Annotated in this window: 21 protein-coding genes; 11 read left to right on the top strand and 10 right to left on the bottom strand. The window is 47.8% G+C overall.

All coding sequences use genetic code 11. The features are described 5' to 3' along the window. Positions 1 to 446 precede the first annotated feature (446 nt). Positions 447 to 1,199, top strand: a complete 753-nt coding sequence (locus QZZ36_RS09980) for a DUF2461 family protein (protein WP_295080903.1) — start codon at positions 447 to 449, stop codon at positions 1,197 to 1,199. Positions 1,200 to 1,397: 198 nt separating this feature from the next. On the opposite strand, the gene gpr is transcribed toward QZZ36_RS09980, so the two are convergent. Then, positions 1,398 to 2,246: a GPR endopeptidase gene (gene gpr, locus QZZ36_RS09975; RefSeq protein ID WP_295080900.1), complete on the bottom strand. Its 849-nt coding sequence runs from the start codon at positions 2,244 to 2,246 to the stop codon at positions 1,398 to 1,400. Between the two features lie 230 nt (positions 2,247 to 2,476). Here gpr and rpsT point away from each other — a divergent pair, with 230 nt between their 5' ends. Next, the gene (rpsT, locus tag QZZ36_RS09970) at positions 2,477 to 2,737 is read left to right on the top strand and encodes a 30S ribosomal protein S20 (protein ID WP_295080897.1); all 261 of its coding nucleotides are present in this window, start codon (positions 2,477 to 2,479) and stop codon (positions 2,735 to 2,737) included. A 183-nt stretch (positions 2,738 to 2,920) separates the two neighbouring features. On the opposite strand, the gene QZZ36_RS09965 is transcribed toward rpsT, so the two are convergent. From QZZ36_RS09965 to QZZ36_RS09940, 6 genes are all read right to left on the bottom strand, one after another. Further along, the gene (locus QZZ36_RS09965) at positions 2,921 to 3,124 is read right to left on the bottom strand and encodes a hypothetical protein (protein WP_295080894.1); all 204 of its coding nucleotides are present in this window, start codon (positions 3,122 to 3,124) and stop codon (positions 2,921 to 2,923) included. Positions 3,125 to 3,302: 178 nt separating this feature from the next. After that, a complete protein-coding gene (locus QZZ36_RS09960) occupies positions 3,303 to 3,812 on the bottom strand; it encodes a flavin reductase (RefSeq protein WP_295080889.1) in 510 nt (169 codons plus the stop codon). A 95-nt stretch (positions 3,813 to 3,907) separates the two neighbouring features. Beyond that, the gene (spo0A, locus tag QZZ36_RS09955) at positions 3,908 to 4,663 is read right to left on the bottom strand and encodes a sporulation transcription factor Spo0A (protein WP_295080885.1); all 756 of its coding nucleotides are present in this window, start codon (positions 4,661 to 4,663) and stop codon (positions 3,908 to 3,910) included. Positions 4,664 to 4,848: 185 nt separating this feature from the next. Further along, entirely contained in the window at positions 4,849 to 6,162 is a 1,314-nt protein-coding gene (locus QZZ36_RS09950) for a hypothetical protein (protein ID WP_295080881.1), read from the bottom strand. Next, positions 6,155 to 7,810, bottom strand: coding sequence for a glycosyl hydrolase (locus tag QZZ36_RS09945; protein WP_295080878.1), 1,656 nt, complete (start codon positions 7,808 to 7,810; stop codon positions 6,155 to 6,157). Before QZZ36_RS09945 ends, QZZ36_RS09950 begins: the two co-directional genes overlap by 8 nt. 17 nt (positions 7,811 to 7,827) lie before the next feature. After that, complete coding sequence (locus tag QZZ36_RS09940; protein WP_295080874.1) at positions 7,828 to 10,146, bottom strand: glycoside hydrolase family 95 protein; 2,319 nt, start codon at positions 10,144 to 10,146, stop codon at positions 7,828 to 7,830. Between the two features lie 325 nt (positions 10,147 to 10,471). Here QZZ36_RS09940 and QZZ36_RS09935 point away from each other — a divergent pair, with 325 nt between their 5' ends. Both QZZ36_RS09935 and QZZ36_RS09930 read left to right on the top strand, forming a co-directional pair. Beyond that, positions 10,472 to 11,803, top strand: coding sequence for a hypothetical protein (locus tag QZZ36_RS09935; protein WP_295080870.1), 1,332 nt, complete (start codon positions 10,472 to 10,474; stop codon positions 11,801 to 11,803). A 33-nt stretch (positions 11,804 to 11,836) separates the two neighbouring features. Next, positions 11,837 to 13,105, top strand: a complete 1,269-nt coding sequence (locus tag QZZ36_RS09930) for a hypothetical protein (RefSeq protein WP_295080866.1) — start codon at positions 11,837 to 11,839, stop codon at positions 13,103 to 13,105. A gap of 94 nt (positions 13,106 to 13,199) precedes the next feature. Here QZZ36_RS09930 and thrS read toward each other — a convergent pair whose 3' ends face one another. The 3 genes from thrS to QZZ36_RS09915 form a co-directional block, all read right to left on the bottom strand. Continuing rightward, on the bottom strand, positions 13,200 to 15,146 hold the full coding sequence (gene thrS / locus QZZ36_RS09925) for a threonine--tRNA ligase (RefSeq protein ID WP_295080861.1): 1,947 nt from the start codon (positions 15,144 to 15,146) through the stop codon (positions 13,200 to 13,202). Between the two features lie 117 nt (positions 15,147 to 15,263). Beyond that, on the bottom strand, positions 15,264 to 15,644 hold the full coding sequence (locus tag QZZ36_RS09920; RefSeq protein ID WP_295080858.1) for a hypothetical protein: 381 nt from the start codon (positions 15,642 to 15,644) through the stop codon (positions 15,264 to 15,266). 37 nt (positions 15,645 to 15,681) lie between these two features. Continuing rightward, on the bottom strand, positions 15,682 to 15,999 hold the full coding sequence (locus tag QZZ36_RS09915; protein ID WP_295080855.1) for a hypothetical protein: 318 nt from the start codon (positions 15,997 to 15,999) through the stop codon (positions 15,682 to 15,684). 498 nt (positions 16,000 to 16,497) lie between these two features. Here QZZ36_RS09915 and QZZ36_RS09910 point away from each other — a divergent pair, with 498 nt between their 5' ends. The 7 genes from QZZ36_RS09910 (at position 16,498) to QZZ36_RS09880 (ending at position 24,592) form a co-directional block, all read left to right on the top strand. Beyond that, positions 16,498 to 17,418, top strand: coding sequence for an adenylyl-sulfate kinase (locus QZZ36_RS09910; protein WP_295080852.1), 921 nt, complete (start codon positions 16,498 to 16,500; stop codon positions 17,416 to 17,418). A gap of 51 nt (positions 17,419 to 17,469) precedes the next feature. Then, a complete protein-coding gene (gene ppk1 / locus QZZ36_RS09905; RefSeq protein ID WP_295080848.1) occupies positions 17,470 to 19,641 on the top strand; it encodes a polyphosphate kinase 1 in 2,172 nt (723 codons plus the stop codon). Positions 19,642 to 19,856: 215 nt separating this feature from the next. Further along, the gene (locus QZZ36_RS09900) at positions 19,857 to 20,498 is read left to right on the top strand and encodes a CDP-alcohol phosphatidyltransferase family protein (RefSeq protein ID WP_295080844.1); all 642 of its coding nucleotides are present in this window, start codon (positions 19,857 to 19,859) and stop codon (positions 20,496 to 20,498) included. 104 nt (positions 20,499 to 20,602) lie between these two features. Further along, positions 20,603 to 21,085 (top strand): hypothetical protein, encoded by a 483-nt coding sequence (locus QZZ36_RS09895; RefSeq protein ID WP_295080840.1) that lies wholly within the window; start codon positions 20,603 to 20,605, stop codon positions 21,083 to 21,085. Positions 21,086 to 21,099: 14 nt separating this feature from the next. Beyond that, complete coding sequence (locus QZZ36_RS09890; protein ID WP_295080837.1) at positions 21,100 to 22,044, top strand: hypothetical protein; 945 nt, start codon at positions 21,100 to 21,102, stop codon at positions 22,042 to 22,044. A 171-nt stretch (positions 22,045 to 22,215) separates the two neighbouring features. After that, a complete protein-coding gene (iorA, locus tag QZZ36_RS09885) occupies positions 22,216 to 24,033 on the top strand; it encodes an indolepyruvate ferredoxin oxidoreductase subunit alpha (RefSeq protein WP_295080834.1) in 1,818 nt (605 codons plus the stop codon). Continuing rightward, positions 24,023 to 24,592: an indolepyruvate oxidoreductase subunit beta gene (locus QZZ36_RS09880; protein WP_295080831.1), complete on the top strand. Its 570-nt coding sequence runs from the start codon at positions 24,023 to 24,025 to the stop codon at positions 24,590 to 24,592. Before iorA ends, QZZ36_RS09880 begins: the two co-directional genes overlap by 11 nt. Positions 24,593 to 24,668 lie beyond the last annotated feature (76 nt).

Genomic DNA, 24,668 nt, shown 5'->3' with positions numbered 1-24,668 from the left:
TTTACTTATTTTCCCCGTTTATCCACAGGGTTTTCAACTTTTACCTACTTCCAAAAAGTGTATTCTGCGTTGTTTTCCACCTTTTCAACATAGTTATCAACAATCGAACATATGAATCCACACTCTATTCAACACTATGTTGAAAGTTATTTCACCGTCTTGTGAAATAAAAGTAGGATTATATTGCTGTAAAAATCAGGTGTTATTTTGCTCACTTGAATAATATTGCAAACTGTGATATAATAAATCATAATTTTGCGGAGCAAAATTATGATTTATTTTAGAGTTGAGAATTGAGAGTTGACAGTTGTGGTGTATCGCCTGCGGCGATATAATTTAAATAATATGAGCGCAGCGAACTCATTAACTCTTAACTCTCCACTCTCAATTTTCAACTAAATCCAAATTTAGCTTTGCTAAATTTGGATTTATAGAAGGAGATATAAATGTTTGAAGGATTTTCGCAGGAGGCGCTGGAGTTCCTCCTTGGTATAAGGCATAACAACAATAAAGACTGGTTCGAGCCGCGTAAGGTGGTCTACACCGGAAAGATATATGAGCCGCTGAAGGCTCTCGGTGAGGAGCTTTTTGCGCCATTTTCCGATATCGACGGCATGATGTACAAGGTGGGAAGGATATACCGCGACGAGAATTTTGCGCCGTACCTCCACTACCGCGATACGATGTGGATATATATCCGCTATGACGCATGGTACTGGAACAAGACTCCCACCCTTTATTTCGAGCTTTCACCAGAGGGAGCTGAGTTCGGCTTCCGTATCTCAAAGCCCGAAGCCGCTGTTATGGAGCGTTTCCGCAGCGGACTTCTTGAGGACGCAGAGCCATTTCTCAACATGGTCGATGATCTTGTTGAAAAGTACGGGCTGACCCTCGGCGGTGAAGAATATAAGCGTAAAAAGTCCTGTCCTGTACCTGAGCTGGAGCGCTTTTTCGTGAAAAAGGGACTGAGCGTATATACTAAGGTCGGCGACCCGGCGGAGCTTTTCTCCCGAAAAATAGCGGAGCATACCGCCGAGGTCTTTCAGGCGGTGCAGCCTCTCAACGATTATTTCCATGAGATAGTTGAAATGGAGGAGCTTGCAAAGGCGCTTCTCAAAGAAGAAAAGGAGCAGCAGCTCGCCCAGCCAGAGCCTGAGATAAAAATGGTAAAAGCTCCCGATGTGGAATTCATGTGGTAGCGTGCTGAGCCCGCGCTGGCTTACCACGTTGTCGCTTGCAAGCTCGCTCACTATCACAAAAACCGATACCCGCACATCGCTTACGGCGCAATTTGTAGGGGCGCCCTTTGGGCGTCCGCAAAATCCGATGATTTTGGCATGGGCGCTGAAATGGCGTTCCTATAAATAATTAAATGAAGCCGACATAATAATTACGCATTAAAAAAGACCTCTCACGTCCTCAAAGCTGAGGGTGGGCTGCAAGGCGAGGTTTATCCCGAAGGCAAGTAGCTGAGAGGCTCTTTCCGTCAGGCGGTCGATATCACGGGGAGTCACCATCATATTGGGCAGCTCCCCGTTTATTCTTTTCCCCGTGAGACTTTTTACGATAGTATGCATATCCACAACTGTGGGAACTCCAACGGCGATAACGGGTATACCGAAAAGCTTTTCCGACAGCTCCTTACGCTCGTTGGAAACGCCGCTCCCCGGAGATATACCTGTATCGGTTATCTGTATGGTAGTGCCGAGACGGCTTATATCCGTGCAGGCGAGAGCGTCGATCGCAATAATGGCGGCAGGTCGGAGCTCCGCTGCTATAGCCCGGACTATCTCCGCAGTCTCGATACCGGTCTGTCCCATAACTCCCCCTGCAAAGGCGCTTACACGCCGCAGGGACGTGAGGAAGTGTTCCTCATCGCTGTCGAGCTCCTCCCTTAAATGCCGGGTGGCAAGTACCTTTGAAGCTGTCTGCGGACCTATGGCGTCGGGAGTTATGTCATTATTGCCAAGTCCAACCACGAGCACTTCTCCTTCGGGGAGAAGCGCTGAGAGCTCCTGTGCCAGCTCCTCTGCCATGAGCCTGTAATCCTCGGAAAAACGGCTGAGACTGCCGCCCTCAAGGGTTATATACCGTCCCTTGCCCTTGCCTATTGAAGCAAGACAGCTGTCATCGTCTATGATTATCTCGGTAATACTGAATATATCGCCTCTTGTCCGTATATGAACATTCTCTGTCATATCATCTTCCGTTATACTTTCAAGGGCAAGATCTGTCCGGATCTCCATGTATACCTCCGTATATTGTGCATTATGCTTTAATTGTGGAAAATATTTCTCAGGATTATTTCACTTTTAACTATTGCAAACAGTGTTGAAAAATGCTATAATTATATTTGTCTCAGTAGGGCAGCTGTGCGTTGCAGCTGTCAGGGAGTGAACTAAACCCGTGTTTGCTCCTATTATCTGTTAAATGCGGACGATTATTCGGTCTGCATAATTCAAGGAGGTGTAACAAAATGCCAAACATTAAGTCTGCAAAGAAGAGAGTAAAGGTCAATGCTACAAAGGCTGCTGCCAATAAGGCAAGAAAGTCCAATCTCAAGACTATTCTCAAGAAGGCTGATGCAGCTGTAACAAGCGGTGCTGCTGACAAGGCAGAGGCTATCAAGGTTGCTATCAAGAGAGTTGATCAGGCTTGCGCAAAGGGTCTTATGCACAAGAATAAGGCTGCAAGAAAGAAGTCACAGCTCGCTAAGAAGCTCAACTCTGCTGAATAAGGTCTTTTTTGATCATATAAGAATTAAATCCCCCTGCGGACAACTCACGGTCGGCAGGGGGCGTTTTTATTAAGTTGAGAGTTCGGAGTTGAGAATTGAGAATCATGCTATCTCCATTTATTTGTCCGAGGATGAAAAATATTCCGTAAAAAAAAGATCCCCCTAAGCTATAGGGGGATCTTTTCAGTTCATATTCGCTTTTTCGAGCTCCTTGAGGACGTGCTCCATGACCTCCTCGGGAGTGGGTACCTTGCCCTTGCCGATCTTGTTTATAGGCGCGTCGGGATCCTTGCAGGCTTCTGCTATGGACTTTTCTATCTCACGTCTTACTTCCTCTTCGGTCACTCCGTTCTTTTCAGCGACCTCTTTAAAAATGTTTTTCTTCATTAATATCCCTCCAATGAGTTTTTCCATAATGACTGATACAGTTCACTACGGATATGGAAATAGCTCAGTGTTAAAAAAATAACAGTAATACCCCATTGAGCATAAGAGCTCCTGACTGTGCGATATATTTTTATGCACAGTTATTTTATGATATTATCTTTACTTTATGCCGGTAATATCATTCCTTGACGTATACTCCGATAATTTCGGATATATACGCTCTGTGGTACGGATCAGAGGAAAAGAATTTTCCGGGGATACCGTCGTCGGTAAGAAATCCGCTTTCCTGCAGGTCGTAGCTGTAAAGCTTACGGCATACAAGAACGAGTTCAGCCTCTGCGAATGTCATGCAGCCGTCTATTTCAGCGGGAGTAAGACCTGTCTCCTTTGCCTTGTCGCAGTCTCTGCCCGAATGGGAGCCGCAGAAGGAAAGGGCATTTCTTTGTTCTTCGCTGAAAAAGCTTGCAGTAAAGCATTCATCTTTATCAATGAACTCATAAGTATAGCGGTTAGGTCTGATATAGCAGGTCAGTACATTTTTATTCCAAAGAACGCCGAGCTGACCCCATGAAGCGGTCATGGTATTGTATTTTTCCCTGTTTCCGCCTGTCAGGAGCATCCACTGTTTGCCTATCTTGTCGAAGGGATTGAATGAAAGCTCGCTGATATCGATTTTTCTTAATGCCATGATGATTCTCCTTTACTTTTATTCTGTCGCTGAGCAGAAAATACCTGCGCTTAGCGATATATATACAATCCGTCATCATCACAGCTTAAAGGATATCAGTGAGTTCTGAGAGCGCTTTTGTAGCGCAGACGGAGCTTATCCGTGATAAGTGCGATAAATTCCGAATTTGTAGGCTTGCCCTTTCCGGTATCTACTGTATAGCCGAAAAAGGAATTGAGGGTGTCGACGTTGCCTCTGTCCCATGCTATTTCTATAGCGTGGCGGATAGCGCGTTCAACACGAGATGAAGTGGTATCGTAGATACCTGCGACTGTGGGATAGAGCAGCTTTGTAACGCTGTCAAGCAGGGTCTTATCCTCTATGGAATAGAGTATAGCTGTTCTGAGGTAGTGGTATCCCTTGATATGAGCGGGAACGCCAAGCTGATGTATCATATCGGTGACTACAACCTCCATATCGTCGCTGAGACTGCTCACTCTGTCGCCGAGAGCTGAGTTTATAGCTGTACACAGGTCGTCGGCGCTGCATGGACGGAGCATGAAGCGTGAGGCTCCGTTTTCTGTCACCTGACGCTCGATGAACTCGTTGTCATAAGATGATGTTATGATGAAAACAGGCGGTTTTATGCCTGATTCCCTGACATTCTTCATCAGTGATATAACATCGCCGTTCTGTGATGAGATATCGAGGACGGCTGCGTCCGGGGGATCCTTTTTTATGGATTCAAGTATCACACCGCAGTCCTTGCGTCTTGTGTAAGCGTACATACCCTTTTCACGGAGCTTATTTGCAACGCTGACTCCTGTTTCAGCGGAATCGTCGCCGATAAGCACCTTTACTTTGTTATTCATATTTTATACCTCCTTTTGTTCCGCGGTTTCGACCGCTTAATAATGATATCACATCACAAAAGGGGCAGCAACGGGTTTTTTTAGGATATTACGCGGTTTTTGCGCCGGAAATGTAACAGTTCCGGACTGTTATAAAACGCCGTCGAATAAGGCTGTCGCATAAATATGAATACGCATGGAAAAGGTTATTTTTTCCGTTTTTTACCGGTGAGAACGTCGTCTGTCATATTTCTCACCTTTGTTCCCTCCGGGAAAAGCTTGTCGGCAAGCTTCTGAAGGACGTTCTTTTTGACCGGTTTTGTATGGACGGGCGCAAGCTTCGGCTCGCTTTCGGGTCTTCCCCATTTTTTACTGCCTTTATCGGAAAGAAAGGGGATTATTTTCTCCCTGTCGCCGATATAGCTGTGTTTTTCGAGGAATTCCAGTGCCAGCTGACAGCCTTCGCCGCCGTATTTCCCGATGAAATCGCCGAAATGATGATACAGCATCTTCTCAAAATCGAGCCTGCCGTCTATAATTTTCTGATTTTTCTCCATAGCCGCGATAAGCTCTGACTGCATATCCGACTGTGGCTCAAAGTCTTTGATAAAGCAGAGGGGACCGAGTATTATGAAGCCTATCATATACTCGTCGCCGCAGAAGTCGCTTTTCGGCACCTTGTTCTGGGGAGCGTCGAAGCCGTAGGCAGCGTACAGTGCAAATGAGCATCTCAGCGCCATGAACTGCTTTTCGTCTATGTCATACAGATGCTTCTCCTCTATGAAGCCTCTGAGCCTGCCCGACCTTACCATAAGAGGCAGCACCGGCTGGAGCAGCAGGGCTTTCATGCCGCGCTGTATTGGGGCTTCCACATCGTTTATCAGGTCGCCGCCTATATGGAGTATATTCTCTGCGCCGACTCCGGATTTTTTGATAACAAGGTCTATGAAGCCTGTTGCCGCGGAATCGGGGATATTATTCTCCGAGGGTATCACAAGGGAGCTGTATTCGCCGTAGCCGCAGTCGCAGAGCACCTTTACCACAACATCGCGGGGATAGTAGGAATCCGAGACCACTATGACCTTATTATGGCAGTATTTAGCCTTGTCAAAAAGGAGCTTGCCGGTTTTTCTCGGAAATGCGAAATGATGTACAAGGTCGCATTCCCTCATGATGAGCTTATCACGGCAGGACGGCGAAACGCCGCTGAGCTTCACGAATATGTCGTATATCTTTTCAAGGGTGACATTGCCCTTGAGAGCGTACTTTTTCTCTGCGGCCTTCTGCGCCTCTGTACGGAGCTCGGTAAAGGTCTTTTCGCCGGTATTGTACATGGCGAAGTCGTCCTCCATGAAGAGGAACAGGTCCTCAGGCTGAGAAAAGGGCATCAAAACAAGGGTGTCCCACATTCTGAAGCTTACCGCAGCGTGGTCGTTCCTTGAGACTTCGCGGAGCATTTTTTCGGTGAGTTCCTTCTGCACCTCGGAATCAGGTCTTACCGGGGTAAAATCGTCATTCATCCGCGTCCTCCTTTTTATCTGCTGTTCCGGGCTCGTCCAGTCCCCTGAGCTTTCTGTACTCGTCGAGGGTTATGGCTCCGTCGGAGTTGTAGGCTCTTATGAGGGCTTCCGTGTTGGTATATTCCTCGCTGTATTCGCCCTTATCGTCCTGTATGTACTTTCCGTACCACACTCCGAAGAAGGACCATACCGCATTATCGCGGAAAGCAGCGTCCATGTCGGGAACGCTTCCGCACTCGCTTATAGCTATTATCTTGTCGGTACCCACGAATTTCTGTACTGCCGCGAAGGCATCATAATATCTGTTTCCGTAGTCCTTTTCGTCGTTTATATAAAGGTCTACCGAGGCGATATCGAAGGTACGCTTGTCCACAAGGCTGCCTTCGCTCTGACCGTTCCATACCCAGATAAGGTTATCCAGATCGAAATACTTCGTGAAGCGTTCGTATATCAGTTTCCACAGCCACTTGTAGGGCTTGTCGCCCTGAGCGCCCCACCAGTACCAGCTGCCGCTGCCTTCGGGGAGTGGTCTCCAAAGTACGGGCACACCGCGGTTTTTAAGGGAGGTCAGCTGACCTGCCATATTGTCTATATCAAGTATTATGCCGTAACATTCCCTGGAAATAATTCCCTTGCTGTAGAGCTCGCGTATCTCTTCCTCGGTAAGCTCTGCAAGCTCCTCATTTGTAACGGCTTTTGAGATGTCGAAATCAGTATCCTCAGTGCGCATACCGCTTTTCGTATCCGACGGAGCTTTCCAGTACCAGCTTATAAAGGGTATGCCGCCGTTGAAATACCATTCCGCGGAAGCGTCTATTTCCCGGAAGGAATCGTCGAAGCTCTCATCGGGGACATCGAGCGTGGAGCACCGTACAACGGGATATTTGCCTGTAGTACGGTAAATGAGGTCGAGCTCGGAATTATTTCCGCCGTAGGCGTACTGACCTGTCAGCATATATTTTCCGTAATTCTCTGACAGGAAGCTCATTATCTCCTTTGCGGATTCCCCTGCGTTCTTGTTGACCGTGTCGCCCTTTGCGTCGTAGCTTATATCGCTGAGGGAGGTATTGTTCTCTATTTTCAGGTAATCAAGGCAGATATCGCCGTTCAGCGGCGTTATTTCCAGTTTCTGCCTGCCCTTTGTGAGAAAAACTCCGTATAGGGTTATATAAGTAAATTTGCCGTTGTCCGCGGACCTGAATACAGTCAGCTGTTTGTCTCCGAGAGTAATGCGGCAGTCCGCGGCTTTTCCGGAAGAAATATTGAAGGAAAGGTCATAGTGCTGATTTGTGGGGACATCTATCTCGAAAACGACGGAAGCCTTGCCCTCGCTGCCGAAGCCTGTGACATAGCCGTCACCGCTGAAATCCGGCATATCAGTAGCCGCTTTTGCGCCGCCCTTCAGCTCACCGTTTTCAGCTTCATAGAGGTTTCCGGACTCCTTTTTCTCTATTTCGGGAAAGGTGACGGGATAGTCCGGATATGTCTCCACTGGTACGGTAGTCGTCACCGCTGTGGTGGGATCCGAGACAGATTCCACGATTATCGGCACGGAAGCGGTCATCTTATTCTTTTTGTTACAGGCGGCAAAAGACGATAAAGCAGCCGCCGCTGCTGCTGCAAGAGCGATAGGTTTGCGAATGTCCATTTAATCCTCCTGGGAGATCATGCCTTGATAGTATAGGTACAGCCCCGTTCTGTGCTGAATATTACCAGACCGTCCTCTGTGCGCAGATCTACGGGAGCACCGTCGCAGGAAACGCTTACTGCGCAGTTTGCGCGTAGTCTGAGTTCGCCGCCGAGCTCAGAGGTTATCTCGGCACGGTTGAGTTTATTGGCAGTCCAGAAGATGTCGGCAGTAAAGCCTCCCTTTGCTTTCAGACCGCATACGTGACCGTTGTTCCATTCATCGGGAAGTGCGGGCAGGAGATTTATCTCTCCGCCGCAGCTCTGCATGAGAGCCTCAGCTATGGCGGCAGTTCCGCCGAAATTTCCCTCCAGCTGCAAAGCCGGCTTTGAAACGGTCATATTCGGATTTGTATAATGTGAGAGCAGGCGCATAAGGTTCTCGTAGACCATTCTGCCGTCGAAGAGCCTTGCCCACATATTTGTTACCCATGCGCTGCTGTAGCCTGTGTATCCTCCGCCGTGGATAAGCCTGCGGACGAGGGTAGCTCTTGCGGCGTCCGCGAGCTTGGGCGTTCTGACCGGAGAGATGAGACCTGCCGGATAAAGCGCGAAAAGCTGGGATATATGGGTATGTCCTATATCCTTTTCGTCGTAGTCCTCAGCCCATTCCATTATCTGTCCGTACTTGCCCACCTGCGGCTGAGGTAGCTTTTTCAGCATAGCCGTCAGCTTTGCGGCAAACGCCTCGTCCCTGCCGAGTATATGAGCAGCCTTTATGGCGGAGCAGAAAAGCACGGTGAGTATCTGCGAGTCCATTGCGGGACCCATGCACAGACTTGCTTCGGTGCCGTTTCCGTCGATGTAGGTATTTTCCGGGGAAACGGAAGGACCTGACACGAGTCTGCCGCTGCCGTCGTCAGTGAGATATTCGGTGAAGAACTCGGCAGCTTCCTTTAGTATATGGTATTTCTCGGCAAGGAAATCCGTGTCGAGGGTATATTCATAGTGTTCAAAGACGTGTATAGCCAGCCATGCGCCGCCCATAGGCCATATGCTTGAGGTGCAGCTTTCACCCTGCGGAGCCGAATCGCCCCATATATCGGTGTGGCTGTGGCACACGAAGCCCTTGTTTATGCCGTACATCTCCTTTGCTGTGACCCTGCCGTTTCCGCATACACGCTCCAGCAGGTCAAAAAGGGGCAGGTGGCATTCTGAAAGATTGCAGCTCTCCGCGGGCCAGTAGCTCATCTCGGTATTGAGGTTCAGGGAATAGCGGCTGCCGTTGGGAGGCGACATAAGGTCGTTCCAGAGTCCCTGAAGGTTTGCGGGCTGAGTGCCTGCACGGCTGCATGATATCATAAGGTACCTTCCGAAGTTGAAGTAGAGCTCGATGAGCTTGTTGTCGTTGATAAGTCTGCGGCAGTCGGTATTGTCCAGCTCGTCGCCCTTGATACGGTCAAGGCGTTCGGGAGTGGAAAGGAGGGTAAGCTCCTCGCCGCTGTTGTCATTGAGAGAGAGCTCCACTCTGTCGAAGAGCTCCTTGTAGTCGTTCACATGGCGGTAGTACAGCTCGTCAAAATCGCACTGCAAAGCCATTTCAGCGTCAAGCTTCGCGGAATCCTCATACATCTGGCTGTAGAAGCTGGTCCTTACCGAGAGTACCAGCATTACCTCGTCAGCGTCCTTGACGCATATCCTGCTGCCCACTGTTTTTATGCTTCCGCCTTTGGAGGAAGCGCCGAGGCAGGCTGCGAAGAAAATACCGTCGCGGCTTCCGGTGCCGCCGTTGAAGAGTATCATATTTTTACCGCAGGGGCGGTTGTCGTCGTAGCAGTCGTCCCGTCCGCCGAGACCGCATGAAAGGGATACCGAGCCCGGTTCGGAGGCGTGTATACGCACTACCATTACCTCGTCAGGTGCGGAGATGAAGTATTCCTTTGTGTATACCACGCCGTTCACAGAGAAAGAAGCGTCCGCAACGGCGCTGCCTATATCGAGACTGCGTGAATATTCACGGGCTTTTCCGTCTGCTTCGAGGGCGATATCGAGCTCGCCGAGCGGCATATAACGGCGCATATTCGGAGTAACGCCCTGCATCTTGTTCAGGGCAGCTTCCTCTGCTTCGGCTGTTCTGCCCTCTCTAAGAAGACCGCGCACCTCCCTGAAGCCGTCCGCTGCGTCCGGATTTATCCTGTGGCGGAGACCGCCCGACCAGACAGAGTCCTCATTGAGAACGATAGCTTCGTTCAGAGCTGTACCGTAGATCATTGCACCGATACGTCCGTTTCCGATAGGCAGAGCTTCGCTGAAGCTCTCTGCTGGAGAATCGTATTTCATTAAAGTTTCAGTACTCATATTAAATTGCTCCTATTGGATAAAGTCGTCGTCTGTGTATGGGTAGATATCTTGCATTATCATAATATTATACCACAAATTGCTGTTTTTTGCAAATTTGTGTACATTTGGCTCTGAAATTCCAAACAAATGACAAAATCATACTCTGACTGCATAAAGGATTTGGGGAAAATACATGAATCCATTGTGCAATTGTGATATTTTGCGTTTTAGGTTGACACATTTCGCAAAAAACAGTAAAATTAAAAGAAAGACCGGCTGAAAAAGGTTTCAATACAGATAATAGACAGACCACATATATATTATACGCTGAAGGGAGTATAAAATGAGACGTATCATAAGTTTATTTACCGTTTTTGTTTTTGCGGCAGCTTTATTTTCATGCAATGACAAGAAAGACGACATAACTCCGGAAAAGCCTGAAAACGTAGTAACGGAAAGCGCTTTTGAAAGCGGCGGCGATACGGTCGTCAGTGAAAACGCAGATATCGAAAACGCTTCGGAAGAGTCTGGGAGCGCTGCTGCCGAGGAGGGCACGTCTCAGAAAAGGATCATCAGTTCGGACGAATTCAGGAGTATAAATGTATCCACTGTGTTCACAGGCGAAAAAGCCGACTGTGAGATCAAGAGCTATGACCTGAGAGGCATGGATTTCGGCGAAAGGATACCGGTGTGCAACAGAGCCGAAAACGCGGAGAAGTTTTATGAGGGCATGAAGGGCGACCGTATTGTAGACCTTGACGATATGGAATACCGTGCGAGGGTGGACTGGCACGATTATTCTGATAAGCCTGAAAAGGGCTTTATGATAAACAGCTTTGCCGATAACGGAAAAATATATCTGCTTGTTGATTACGGACTGATAATTGATAACAGCAACAGCCACAAGGGCTGTTATGACTGGGCATTGTTCAGCTATGACACAGGGAGCGGCAGGACAGATGAGGTATACAGCTGGTCATCTGACGCTGTGGATAAGTACTGCAGCAATGTCATTTTAAGAGACAACGAGGTGTTCTGCTGTATAAGTCGCGGTGAAAAAGTATATGTAAATGTTATTGATCTCAGCTCAGGCAAGGAAAGAACGGTATTTGAAAAAGAAAGCGGCTCTGAGAGGTTTGCGCTGACAACAGGCAGCAGATTTTCTTTGATATTCGCAACAACAAGTACAGATACAGTATTTCTTGTTGAGACTATTGAGGAGCTTTCATATTCACACAAACAAAGAATGTATTATTACGACAGTGATAATGACTGCTTTGCGGAGGATTATATCCGTATCAATCCGTTTTTTAGCTCCGGCGGTACGATTTCCACTGATGAATATGAATTTAATGTATCGGAAGGCAGCATCGGCCTGATATACATGGAAAAGGATCGTCTGTATTTCTATGGCAATGACTGTATTGAGACCTATGACCTTGAAAAGAATGAGTGCTATATGAATTCGATGTCCGATATAGATTTTTTTTATGAGATAGGAGTAAAAGACGGAAAGATATTCCTTCTGGGCAGAGATTTAAAATGTCTCATACCGGAGCAGGGACTCATTTTTGACGTTCTTGACAGCGGGGAATATCAGATGAGTGAAGACAACGGCAGATTGGTTGTGACAGACTTTACATCAGGCTGTGAAAGGCTGTATGTGATAAAATAAGGAAAGTCTGTATTCAGGCTGAGAGGAGAAAAAATGAAGCGTATCATAAGTTTTTTTGCAGCAGCTGTACTTTTGACAGGACTGTTTTCATGCAGCGAGGATAAAAACAACATTATTCCGGAAAACACCGTGACGGAAAATGTTACCGAAAATACTTCCGAGATCTCTTCCGTCAGCGAAAATGTGTCTGAAAGCAGAAAGGAATATTATTCAGACAATTTCAGGGATATTACTGTCAGAACGATAATGTCATATGATGAACCGCCTTGCAGTATCGAGAGCTATGACCTGAAAAACCTTGATTTCGGCGAAAGGATCCCCATATGCAACAGAGCTGAATATGCGGATTTCTTTTTCAGAAATCAGGAGCATCTGCGATTTGAAAACGGGATATATACCCAGGTGCAGAGAACTGATCTTGTTACAGACCAGCCTGAAGAGGGCAGGATCATTGAATTCAGCGGCATTGACGGAAAGGTATATTTCATTGTGGAATATGGCAGTTCACCGCGTATCAGAAGTTTTTTTGAATGGTCGTTCTTCAGGTATGACCTGAACAGCAGCAAGCTTGAAGAACTTTACAGCTGGTCGTCTGATGATATAAACAAAGTCACCTGCAGTTTTGCTTTCAGGGATAATGAATTGTTTTACTGTGAAATAAACGGAGAGGATCTTTCTGTAAATATCGTTGACCTGAGTACAATGAAGGAAAGGACGGTATTTGAAAAAGGAATTGGAAATGCAGAGGCTTTTTTGCAAAGCATAAACAGCGTTTATGCAAACATTTTTGGCAGCGATTTGAAAGATGAGGTACTGCTTGAGATAATTGAATACACTTCAGGTGAAGTTGCAATTGACATCTATGCATATGACGGGCAAAGTGACAGTTTCAAGGGAACAGATGGCTCCATTGCGTCATATGAATTAAACGGAGAATATTATAAGCTCCACATGGAAGGATATGACTTCAATATTAAGGAAGACTGTGAAATTGGTTCACCGATATACAGCGATGACAGATACCTGATCTGCTACATGGGATATGGTATAGACACGTTCGATCTGGAGAAAAATATGCATTATACAAGTTCACTGGACGATTACAATATCAGAGAGATCCCTGTTGTTGTTGACGGAAAGATAATTATGAACTGCAATAGTGTGAAGCTCCTTCTGCCTGATTATGGTATTGTTTATACCGTGCTTGAAAAAGGAGAATACCGTCAGACTGTGATTCCGGACGGAGGAGTTGCCGTATTCGAAACCACCAAAGGAAAAGAGAAGCTTTATATCATAAAATAGTTTTTGTCCGGCAGCCGCTGCGAGGCTGTCATTGAAACAAAGAAAAGCCTGTATTGATTACAATACAGGCTTTATATTTTTATTATTCAGCTGTTTATCTTACCTTGTTTGCGATATCCTCAATGAGCTTTGCGATGAATTCGCCCGGAGTCATTGAACCGAGGTCGCCCTCACGTCTTGAGCTTACTGAAACAGTATTGCTCTCAACTTCCTTATCGCCTACAGTTACCCATACAGGGAGCTTTTCAAGTCTTGCGTCACGAACCTTCTTGCCGACCTTTTCTGCTCTGTCGTCGATAGTAGCACGTATGCCTGCGGCTTCAAGCTTTGACATGAGCTCGTTGCAGAAGTCAAGATGACGGTCAGCAACAGGAACGATACGGACCTGTTCGGGAGCCAGCCACAGAGGCATAGCGCCTGCGTATTTCTCTATCATGTAAGCGAGGGTACGCTCATAGCAGCCCAGTGATGTTCTGTGAATGATATAAGGAGTCTTCTTTGTGCCGTCAACGTCAACATATTCCATGCCGAAGCGCTGAGCGAGAAGCATATCTATCTGGATAGTAACGAGAGTGTCTTCCTTGCCGTATACGTTCTTGTACTGGATATCAAGCTTAGGACCGTAGAATGCAGCCTCGTCGATACCAATTGTGTATTCGAGTCCGAGGTGGTCGAGTATCTTGCCCATTACATCCTGAGCATGATCCCACTGCTCCTTTGTGCCCTCGTACTTGTTCTTCGGGTTTGCAGGATCCCACTGTGAGAAACGGAAGGTACAGTCCTCAAGGAGACCTACTGTGCCGAGCATATACTTTGCAAGTTCGAGACAGCCCCTGAATTCCTCTTCAAGCTGTTCGGGACGGAGCACAAGATGTCCCTCGGAGATAGTGAACTGACGAACACGGATAAGACCGTGCATCTCACCTGAGTCCTCCTTGCGGAACAGTGTTGAGGTCTCACCCAGACGCATAGGAAGATCACGGTAGGAGCGCTGTCTGTTGAGGAATACCTGATACTGGAAAGGACAGGTCATGGGACGGAGGGCAAAGCACTCCTTTTCCTCGTCGTAGGGGTCGCCCATGATGAACATACCGTCGAGGTAGTGATCCCAGTGACCTGATATCTTGAAGAATTCTCTCTTTGCGAAGAGAGGCGTCTTTGTGAGGAGATAGCCGTGCTTCTGTTCAACGTCCTCTACCCAGCGCTGGAGGAGCTGAACTACTCTTGCGCCCTTCGGAAGAAGTACGGGAAGTCCCTGACCGATAACGTCAACAGTTGTAAAGTATTCCAGCTCACGTCCAAGCTTGTTGTGGTCGCGGAGCTTTGCTTCTTCACGCTGTTTGAGGTCAGCCTCAAGGTCTGCTGCCTTGGGATATGCGGTAGCGTATACACGGCTGAGCATTTTGTTCTTCTCACTGCCGCGCCAGTAAGCGCCTGTACATGAGATGAGCTTGAAAGCCTTTACGGGAGCTGTTGTCATAAGGTGAGGACCTGCGCAGAGGTCGATGAACTCGCCCTGCTTGTAGAATGAGATAGGCTCGCCCTTGTCAGCGTGCTCCTCGCAGAGCTCGACCTTGTAGGGCTCGTCCATTTCCTTCAGCTTAGCGATAGCCTCGGCAGGTGAAAGCTCGAACTTTTCAAGCTCTATGCCATCCTTGACGATATTCTTCATTTCAGCCTCGATCTTTTCGAGCTCTTCGGGAGTGAAGGGCTTTTCAAGGTCGAAATCGTAGTAGAAGCCGTTGTCGATAGCAGGACCGATAGCAAGCTTTGCTGCGGGATAGAGTCTCTTTACAGCCTGTGCAAGTATATGGGAGGCTGTGTGCCAGAAGGTCTTTTTGCCGTCGATTGAGTCGAAGGTGCAGACCTCGAACTGACAGTCACTGTCGATAACGGTGCGGAGATCCTTTACCTCTCCGTTTATCTTTACGCAGCAGGCAGCCTTGTAAAGTCCCATACCTATGCCTTTTACGATCTCTGCGGCTGACTGTGCAGCCTCAATCTCACGGACACTGCCGTCGGGTAATGTTAATCTGATCATATTGATCTCTCCTTTTTGATGATATTTATGTGTGTTTATTATTTACTGAACAATTCGCCGCTGCGGGAATAATCATAGTCATCGGGGCGTATATCCTTACGGACTGGCATATCCATATCATTCGACCCAGCCAGTTATCTCGAAAAGCTCGCCGAAGAGCTCTACATGGGCGAATCCCTGCATAAAACCGTCGTCTGTGCCTGTATCGAAGCATACAACGGTATCCTCGTCGTCGATATCCACATATACGTTTTCGAGCCTGAGTATCTTAGCAAGCTCCTCTGCGTTTGAGCCTTCGTAGTAGCCCTCGTCGATAAGCATACCTGCAACGGTGCTTTTACTACCGTCCAGCTTTGCGAGTTTTTTTGCGATATCACTGAGCTTTTTCATGATAGTATCCTCGGCGTCGGTATAGAAGCGGACCGTCATGGTATTGTTCCAGAGCTTATAGGGCAGCTCGAAGGCTTCCTCCTGTTCGTTGTACCTGATATTGCTCACATTCTCACCTTCTTTGCAACAGAATTATTATAATTTATCAATAATATTCTTCCTCGTCTCCCTGAATAACAGCTCCGAGAGCTTCTGCTAACGGACGCATTATATCAGGAACGTCTTCGTTTCGGCAGGCAACGGTTATCATACCATCTTCAAGCATGAATACAGCATTACCATATGAATACATATTATCCATTCCCATACTCATTCTCATTGAAAGACCTGTTCTTGGATTTGTTATTGGAGGCTGACTGAATTTCTCAACGCCATCAATGCTGAGAAGTTCATCTGCTGTGATCGGATCATCAGCACCGTCTGTCCAGTCTGTTCCTCTAAAAATATGCAGATTATAAGCCATGATTTACCTCCTTAGAACAAAAAAGCCCCTTACGCCTATGAATAGGCACAAGGGACGATAATAACCGTGGTTCCACCCTGATTCACACGGAGAGAAGCTCCGTATCTCAAGTGCTCTGTAACGGGAGCTCCCGACGCTTATTGGGCGTACTCAGAGGCGGTATGCTGTAATATCCTGACCGTGCAGCCTCGCACCAGACGGCTGCTCTCTGAAACGGCTCCGGAAAAGCCTTCCTCATCGACGTTTTCGTAATATTGTACAATTATCTTAGCACAAATTTTACAATTTGTCAATAGGCAAAGACAGAATTTTTGAAATGCCCCTATTTCCCGCAACAGATTAAACATTCTGTTGAAAATGACGTTAAAAACTACAAATAACCGGGTTGAAATGCGTCGAAAAATGTGATATAATATTAATGTTGTAAAACAGTTTATTTACGAGAAGGAAAAAAATTACTTCCGTTTATTATTTTATTTTAAGATAAGGGAGATATAAATGAATATTGAGATAACAAGAATAAATCAGGGAATAGACAGCGATCCTGTCAGATATATAAAGTCCGTGAACGAGGATTACCTCTACAAGCTGAAAAAGATAGCGGACGATATCGCCGAGAACCGCAACGAAAAACCGGTAATACTCCTGTCGGGACCGTCGGGCTCCGGCAAGACCACTACCGCGATGATGATAGAAAAGCTCCTTGACGATATGGGACATGAGACGCATACCCTTTCGATGGACAACTGGTTCTGTCCGCTGACAGAGGCTGAAAAGGCTCTTGCGGCTGAGGGGAAAATGGACCTTGAATCGCCGCTGCGTGTTGACTGTGAGCTCCTTAACGAGCAGATAGAGGATATATGCGCCTGCCGTGAGATAGAGCTCCCTAAGTACAACTTCAAGACCTCCACACGCTGCGGCTCCGGAAAGATGTTCAAGCGCAACAAAGACGAGCTGGTAATATTCGAGGGTATCCATGCGCTGAATCCTGCGGTAATAACCGTGCCTGACAGCATGATAAGCAAGATATATGTCAGTGTCCGCACCAGGATATCTGATGAGGATATCCTCCTGCATCCGTCAAGGATACGTCTTATGCGCCGTATGATACGGGATAAGAACTTCCGCAAGCGCTCTCTCCGGGAGACTATGAATATGTTCCACAGCGTGGAAGCAGGCGAGAACAAGTACATAATGCCGTATAAGTACCGCTCCGACTATGATGTGGATACATTCATGTCCTATGAGCTGTCGGTATACCGCAACGACCTTCTGTCACAGCTTCAGGAGCTTACCGACGTTCCGGAGGTTTGCGAGTGCATAAAGGTGCTTGAAAAGCTTGTGCCGATAGAAAAAACAGATGTTACGCCGGATTCGCTGATATGCGAATTCATAGGCAACGGACAGTTCAAATACTGAGCCGTCAGACAACTCAGAAATCATGTATTGAAAAAAGATTGGAGACTATATATGGAATATCTCGAAAATCGGGAGCTTTCATGGCTTAAATTCAACAAGAGAGTCTTAGAGGAAGCGACAGACCCTGATACTCCGCTTCTTGAAAGACTGTCTTTTTCGGCTATATATCAGAGCAATCTGGACGAGTTCTTCATGGTCCGTGTAGGCTCTGTGACTGACAAGGCAAAGGAAAACGACGGGAAAAAGGACAAATTCTCCGGAATGACGCCCTCTCAGCAGCTTGACGCTGTGTTTACGGCTGTCCGCAGAATGCAGCCCTCTGTAGAGGAAGCACTGAAAAAGACCATGAGCGAGCTCGCGGCATACGGCTTCGAGCACGTAAGCTTCGACAAAGCCACAAAGGAAGAGCAGGCTTTCCTTGAAATGTACTTCAAACGCGAGCTGAAGCCGTTCATATCGGGAATAGTCGTCAATGACGCCCTGCCCTTTCCGTTCCTCAGGAACAAGGAGATATACGCGGTTGTGCAGCTCAGCGCGAAAAAGGGCGTATCTATCGGCATTATCCCTGCCAATACAAGCAGCTCTGAGAGGATAATCCACCTCAGCCCCGACGGAAAGCGCTTTATTCTTGAAGAGGAAGTCATACTCCGTTTTGCGCATCAGATGTTCAAGAACTACAAGGTCATAGACCGCGCCCTAATAAGAGTTACAAGGAGCGCCGATATAATGGCTTCCGGAAGAGGTCCGGAGTTCCGCAGACGCATGGAGGAGCTTGTTGACAAGCGCCAGCGCCTTGCTCCCGTGCGCCTTGAGATATCCGATGTTTTCAGCCGCGACGCCCTTGATTATATATGCAGGAAGCTCAAGCTGAAAAACGTCCGAGTGTTTACATCAAGGATACCCCTTGACCTTTCGTACCTCTATACCCTTCAGGAATACGATACTGATCCGCGGCTCCACTATGTGCCGCGCTCACCGCGCAAGCCTGCGGCTCTTTCAGATACAAGACCTGTTTTTCAGCAGGTGAAGTCGAAGGATATACTTCTGAGCTATCCATTTGAGTCCATAAATCTGTCGTTTATCAGGCTTTTGCAGGAGTCTGCCAACGACCCGAAGGTGGTCTCCGTAAAGATAACCCTTTACCGTCTCGCACGAAACAGCAAGATCATAGACGCTCTGTGTACCGCTGCCGAGCAGGGCAAGGAGGTACTCGTTATGATAGAGCTCCGCGCCCGTTTTGACGAGGAGAACAATATCGAGTGGTCGAAGCAGCTTCAGGAGGCAGGCGTAAAGGTCATATACGGTCCCAAGGAGTACAAGGCGCACTCAAAGCTGCTGCTCATCACAAGAAAGGCTCAGGGCGGCGGCTATGACTACGTTACCCAGATAGGAACGGGCAACTATAACGAAAAAACAGCTGCCCTTTATACCGATCTCATGCTCCTTACCGCCGACAGGGATATAGCTGCCGACGCAGAGGCTGTATTTGCGTCTCTTCTCAACGGCACATACATTGAAAACACAAGAAAGCTCCTTGTTTCGCCCCTTGCGCTGAGACCGCAGGTCCTCGCGCTCATGGACGAGCAGATAGAGCTTGCCGAGAACGGCGGCAGCGGCTATATCGCCGCAAAGATAAATTCCCTCAACGATCCTGCGGTCATTGCGAAGCTGATAGAGGCTTCGCAGGCAGGCGTAAAGGTGGAGCTCATAGTCCGCGGACTCTGCTGCCTTATAGCCGGAGTTCCTGGATTTACCGATAATATATCCATACGCAGCATAGTGGGACGCTTCCTCGAACACAGCCGTATCTTCATATTCGGAAAGGACGGCAGGTCTCAGAAGATATATATCGGCTCAGCCGATTACATGAGCAGGAATACTGTTCGCCGCGTGGAGGTGGCAGCTCCCGTTGAGGACGAAAGGCTGAAAAAGCGTATCCGGGATATGTTCCGCACCATGATGCGCGACAACATCAAGGCAAGGATAATGCTCAGCGACGGAGAGTACGTCCGGGAGAGACGAAGCCGCGAAAAGCCGCTGAATTCTCAGGAATACTTCTACGAAGAGGCTTACAGGCGTCTTGAGGACAAAAGCACAAAGCAGAAACAGCTTCGTGTAAACCTCGAAAAGAGCTCGGTGGGAAAGGCTGTGAAAAAGCCTGCCGTCAGAAAAACTGCTGCCAAGGCTCCCGCAAAGCGCGGAAGAAAGAAAAAGGGAGAGTGAGCTGGAAGTCTGCGTATTTATGATGACCGCCTGATGCGGTCACTGCCCGGAACTCCGCCATGGAAGCACGGTTCACTGCGCAAACGGGATATGCGCAGATTTTGGTATTTTTAAAATGATATAAAATACTTGAAAAAAAACATACTTTATGGTATAATGTATTCTATACCGCAACGGTATGTATTGCAGCAAAAAATCATTCGAGGTTTGAGTAAATGATTGGATATTATAACTATACGGTTATTCTTACATATTTGAGCCTCATTTCGTCGATAATGGGTATGTTCTTCGCAGCAGGCTTCGGCGGAATGAGACCTCATCCCGAATATGCCATAATCTGTCTTATGGTATCGGGATTATGTGATATGTTTGACGGTAAGGTCGCCCGTACAAAAAAAGACCGCACCGAAAGCGAAAAGAAATTCGGCATACAGATAGATTCGCTGTGCGATGTTATCTGCTTCGGAGTTCTTCCCGCGCTGATAGGCTATTCCGTTGGTATGCGGGACTGGATAGATCTGCCTATACTTGCGCTTTTTCCGCTTTGCGCTGTGATAAGGCTCGCCTACTTCAATGTAGCTGAGGAGGAAAGACAGTCAAAGACGTCCGAGAACCGCAAGGTCTACGAGGGACTGCCGGTCACCAGCGTGTCACTGATACTTCCGCTGATATACAGCTTCCATAAGGATATCGGTGAATGGTTCCCGGAGGTATACGGAGGAACTCTGCTCGTTATTGCCATTGCCTTTATAACCCGCTTCAAGGTCAAGAAGCCAAGCATGAAGACTATGCTGGGCTTTATCGGAGTGGGAGTTCTTGAGCTTATATGGATGCTCTACAAGACAAAAACCAAGTGACCTGACAGGCTGCTGCGTGATGCGGCAGCCTTTTTCAGCAAAAAAAGCCTTTACTTTATGCGGTTTATGCTGTATAATACCATTATACGGAAGGGAGACAGGATATGAAAAAAACGGCAATAATTGTAATGACTGTCATCATGCTCATATGCGTGACCGGCTGCGGTGCAAAGCGTGATCCGAAATATATCGGCAAGTGGGAAGCGGAGAATATGACCCTTAACGGCGAGACTACCGACAAGTTCGTCGGTATCCCCATAGGAGCGCTTTTCAGATTTGAGATAGCGGATAACGGCAGCGTCGTATGGCAGTCGGCAGTTGACAATAAGATCATACAGAACGCAAATACCGGCAAAGAGATAAAATGGAAGGAAAAAGAGGAAAATATCATTCTGTTCACGGTCAAGGACCTGAACGGAAATGACCCCGACGAGACTATGAACCTCTATTACAGTGACGGAAAGCTGTCTATCATTGAGGGTGGCTCGTCTATCAACCTTATAAAAGTCGAAGAATTCACGGAAATAGACCCCGAAGCTCTCAACAGCGCCGCAAGCGTGATACAGAACTTCGGAATAACGCAGTAACAAAAGGAGTATTTATGAAAAAGATTTTTTGTTTTTGTATTTCAGCCGTCCTGCTTGCGGGGACTTTCTGCGGCTGTACCCAAAAGAATGAAAAAAGCAGCTCACCTCAGCCAACTACGGAAGCTGTCACAGAGGAGGCAACATCAACGGAAGCTTCTTCCGAAAATACTGATAATTCGGCAGCGCCTTTCCTCGGCAAGTGGGAGGCATACAAGGTCTCGGTCAACGGAGAGACATACGAGACAGTCTATGCAGGCTATCCTATAAGCTCTATCGCAAAGCTTGTCATAAAGGAAGATAATACCGCGGAATATATTGATAACCTGAATCCGCGCGGCAAGGAGAGGAGCCTTGAATACAAATGGGGCGTGACCTCGGACAAGAACGGAAGCGATGTCCTTCACCTGCTGAGCCCCGACGACAAATTCGACTGTACGGTCAGTCAGGGTGAGATGACAATGGTGAACGCGGATATGGGCGATGAGACCGATATCTATTACCTGCTGCCGGTGAGCGAATTCACTGTCATTGAAAAGACTACTGAGGCAGGTCTTGACAAGGTGGATTACAGCCGCTTCATGGGAAAATGGGAAGCCTGCGAGATAACTATGGGTGAAGAGGTATACACCGAAAGCCTCGGAGATTATCCTGTAAATGTGTCCTTCCAGCTCGAAATGAACAAGGACAATACTGCTTCGATGAATATACTCAATGAAAAACAGCTGTATGAATGGGAACCTGAGAAAAAGACCCAGCTCTTCATGTGGAACGATATGGAGGGCTTCGCGTTGACCTTAAAGGACGGCAAGCTTGTCATTGACAACGAAAACAAGGAATATCCCTTCCTGCTGAAGATGGAAAAGGTTGATTCATTCACGGAATATGACTTTGACGCCGTTTCGGAAAATATCCCAGATGAGAATATTCTCCTTGAACCCGAAGAGGAAGCTACAACATGACCAAAAAGGATCGCCATGTGCGGTCCTTTTTATTTTTTCCGAGATTTTTGATTATTTCCTTTGACATTGGAGATATAGAATGATATAATGTTTTTATGTGGATTTTATCAGGAACGTCCCGTTTAATGGCATTATCCTCATGCCGGAGGGATATTGAAAAGGAGAGATATCATGCATAAGGAATTCTTGATGGGAAATGCCGCTATAGCAAGAGGAGCGCTCGCGGCAGGTCTGAATGTTGTTTCGGGCTATCCCGGTACTCCTTCTACAGAGGTGCTTGAGACTGCCGCAAAGATGAACGATGGTTCGGTATATGTTGAGTGGTCGGTAAACGAAAAGGCAGCTCTTGAACTCGGAGCAGGCGCTGCATACAGCGGAGCCCGTTCAATGGTGACTATGAAGCAGGTAGGTCTCAATGTGGCTTCGGACCCGCTCATGAGCCTTGCCTATATCGGAGTAAAGGGCGGTATGGTGATACTTGTTGCCGACGATCCGGGTCCCATATCCTCACAGACGGAGCAGGATACCCGTCATTTCGCTTCATACTCAAAGCTTCCCTGCTTCGACCCGTCATCGGTCCAGGAAGCCTACGAAATGATACAGGAGGCTTTCGAGTATTCCGAAAAAAACCATACTCCCGTACTTTTCAGACCTACCACAAGAGTCTGTCACGGCTACGCATCAATTGAAGTAAAGGACGAGAGCGAGTACAAGGTAAACAAGCCTGAGGGCTTTGTGAAGGACTCCTCAAAGTGGGTCATCTTCCCCCGTCTTTCCTATAACGCACATATACATATCGAGGAGAGAAATGTCGAGCTCTCGCAGGTATTCTCCGACTACAAGCGCAACATCATCACAGAGGCTGCCGATAAGGGCTGCCGGAAGGGTATCGCAACCCACGGCATAAGCTACACTTACACTATGGAAGCTCTCCGCGGAAAGTCCTCGCCGAGAGTGTTCAAGGTTTCAACGCCTTTCCCGTTTCCGGAGCAGGCAGCGGTGAAGTTCCTCGAAGGACTTGACGAGGTGCTCTGTATCGAGGAGCTTGACCCTATTATCGAGCGAGAGCTTATATATATCTGCGGAAAGTACCATCTGGATACGAAGATACTCGGCAAGCTCACACATAACGTAAAGACCGCGGGCGAAAATACCTGCGCTTCCGTAGCTGCGAATATTGCCGATTTCATGGGCTGGGAGAAGCCTGCCGCAGCTGAGACCGAAACGCCACCTGAGCTTCCCGTAAGACCGCCGGTGCTTTGTGCAGGCTGTCCTCACAGAGCCTCGTTCTTCGCCGTAAAGGAAGCGATGAAGGGCAAAAAGTCCGTTTTCTGCGGAGATATCGGCTGCTATACCCTCGGAAACGCAATGCCTCTCGATATGGTTGATACCTGCCTCTGCATGGGCGCAGGCGTGAACATAGCACAGGGTATCGGCAGGATAGAGCCTGATACCAACTGTTTCGCATTTGTGGGAGACTCCACGTTCTTTGCCTCCGCTATAACCGGAGCTGTGAACGCTGTATACAATCAGGCGGATATGACCCTTGTAGTCCTTGACAACTCCACCACGGCAATGACCGGTCATCAGCCTCACCCCGGCACAGGGCGCACAATGATGGGCGAGGTAGTCGAAAAGGTGAGCATACAGGAAGTGCTCAAGGGTGTGGGCGTAAAGACAGTGGAGACTGTAAATCCTCTTGAACTTAATAAGGCAGTCGACACGGTAAAGCGTGTAGCCGCTGAAAAGGGCTTAAAGGCTATCGTGTTCAAGTCGCCATGCGCTGTTCTGATAAAGGGCAATAAACCGGCAGTTATAGACCCGGACAAATGTGTGACCTGCAAAAAGTGCATAAATTCTCTCGGCTGTCCGGGCATCGTACTCAGGGACGGCATGGTCACTATCGAAAATTCGCTCTGTACGGGCTGCGGACTCTGTTCGCAGGTATGTCCTTTCGGAGCAATAGGAGGCGGCGGAGATGCAGAGTAATATCCTTATATGCGGCGTAGGAGGTCAGGGAATAGTCCTTACCTCTAAGCTCATAGCCGCAACTGCTATGGAGCATGATATCCCGGTAATGAGCGCCGAAACTATCGGTATGGCTCAGAAGGGCGGAAGCGTTTTCAGCTTCCTGAGACTGGGCGACGACATCTACTGTCCCATGTTCCCGGAAAAGACTGCTGATATAATAATCGGCTTCGAGCCTGCTGAGGCTGTCCGTATGCTGCCCTACCTGAAGGACGGCGGACAGGTGGTTGTGAATACCCACCCCATAATGCCTGTTACGGCAACTCTTAAAGGCTCTTCCTACACAGGACAGGAAATGATCGAGTATCTCAGGCGCAATGAGAAGGATCTCCTTCTTGTTGACGGCACAAAAGCCTGCGAGGAATTAGGCTCGCCCAAGGTGCTGAATATGATAATGCTGGGCGCCTCGGTCAGAAACGGCGTACTGCCCTTCTCGGTGGACGACATAGAGGAGACCATGAAAAAGACGGTAAAGCCCCAGTTCGTGGAGCTTAACAGCAAGGCGCTCCGCTATTGCTGAGTTCTCAGCAATAAGAAAGTAGAAATTAGAAAGTAAAAAGTAGAATTATCTGAACGTAACAAAAACTACTTTCTGC

The organism is Ruminococcus sp. (assembly GCF_016287535.1).
In the GTDB taxonomy this organism is placed as follows: domain Bacteria; phylum Bacillota; class Clostridia; order Oscillospirales; family Ruminococcaceae; genus Ruminococcus.
This window is presented reverse-complemented; position numbering and strand designations above follow the sequence as displayed.

Coding starts and splice junctions, on each gene's coding strand:
- QZZ36_RS09980 (WP_295080903.1), top strand. CDS start 447: ATGTTTGAAGGATTTTCGCAGGAGGCGCTGGAGTTCCTCCTTGGTATA.
- gpr (WP_295080900.1), bottom strand. CDS start 2,246: ATGGAGATCCGGACAGATCTTGCCCTTGAAAGTATAACGGAAGATGAT.
- rpsT (WP_295080897.1), top strand. CDS start 2,477: ATGCCAAACATTAAGTCTGCAAAGAAGAGAGTAAAGGTCAATGCTACA.
- QZZ36_RS09965 (WP_295080894.1), bottom strand. CDS start 3,124: ATGAAGAAAAACATTTTTAAAGAGGTCGCTGAAAAGAACGGAGTGACC.
- QZZ36_RS09960 (WP_295080889.1), bottom strand. CDS start 3,812: ATGGCATTAAGAAAAATCGATATCAGCGAGCTTTCATTCAATCCCTTC.
- spo0A (WP_295080885.1), bottom strand. CDS start 4,663: ATGAATAACAAAGTAAAGGTGCTTATCGGCGACGATTCCGCTGAAACA.
- QZZ36_RS09950 (WP_295080881.1), bottom strand. CDS start 6,162: ATGAATGACGATTTTACCCCGGTAAGACCTGATTCCGAGGTGCAGAAG.
- QZZ36_RS09945 (WP_295080878.1), bottom strand. CDS start 7,810: ATGGACATTCGCAAACCTATCGCTCTTGCAGCAGCAGCGGCGGCTGCT.
- QZZ36_RS09940 (WP_295080874.1), bottom strand. CDS start 10,146: ATGAGTACTGAAACTTTAATGAAATACGATTCTCCAGCAGAGAGCTTC.
- QZZ36_RS09935 (WP_295080870.1), top strand. CDS start 10,472: ATGAGACGTATCATAAGTTTATTTACCGTTTTTGTTTTTGCGGCAGCT.
- QZZ36_RS09930 (WP_295080866.1), top strand. CDS start 11,837: ATGAAGCGTATCATAAGTTTTTTTGCAGCAGCTGTACTTTTGACAGGA.
- thrS (WP_295080861.1), bottom strand. CDS start 15,146: ATGATCAGATTAACATTACCCGACGGCAGTGTCCGTGAGATTGAGGCT.
- QZZ36_RS09915 (WP_295080855.1), bottom strand. CDS start 15,999: ATGGCTTATAATCTGCATATTTTTAGAGGAACAGACTGGACAGACGGT.
- QZZ36_RS09910 (WP_295080852.1), top strand. CDS start 16,498: ATGAATATTGAGATAACAAGAATAAATCAGGGAATAGACAGCGATCCT.
- ppk1 (WP_295080848.1), top strand. CDS start 17,470: ATGGAATATCTCGAAAATCGGGAGCTTTCATGGCTTAAATTCAACAAG.
- QZZ36_RS09900 (WP_295080844.1), top strand. CDS start 19,857: ATGATTGGATATTATAACTATACGGTTATTCTTACATATTTGAGCCTC.
- QZZ36_RS09895 (WP_295080840.1), top strand. CDS start 20,603: ATGAAAAAAACGGCAATAATTGTAATGACTGTCATCATGCTCATATGC.
- QZZ36_RS09890 (WP_295080837.1), top strand. CDS start 21,100: ATGAAAAAGATTTTTTGTTTTTGTATTTCAGCCGTCCTGCTTGCGGGG.
- iorA (WP_295080834.1), top strand. CDS start 22,216: ATGCATAAGGAATTCTTGATGGGAAATGCCGCTATAGCAAGAGGAGCG.
- QZZ36_RS09880 (WP_295080831.1), top strand. CDS start 24,023: ATGCAGAGTAATATCCTTATATGCGGCGTAGGAGGTCAGGGAATAGTC.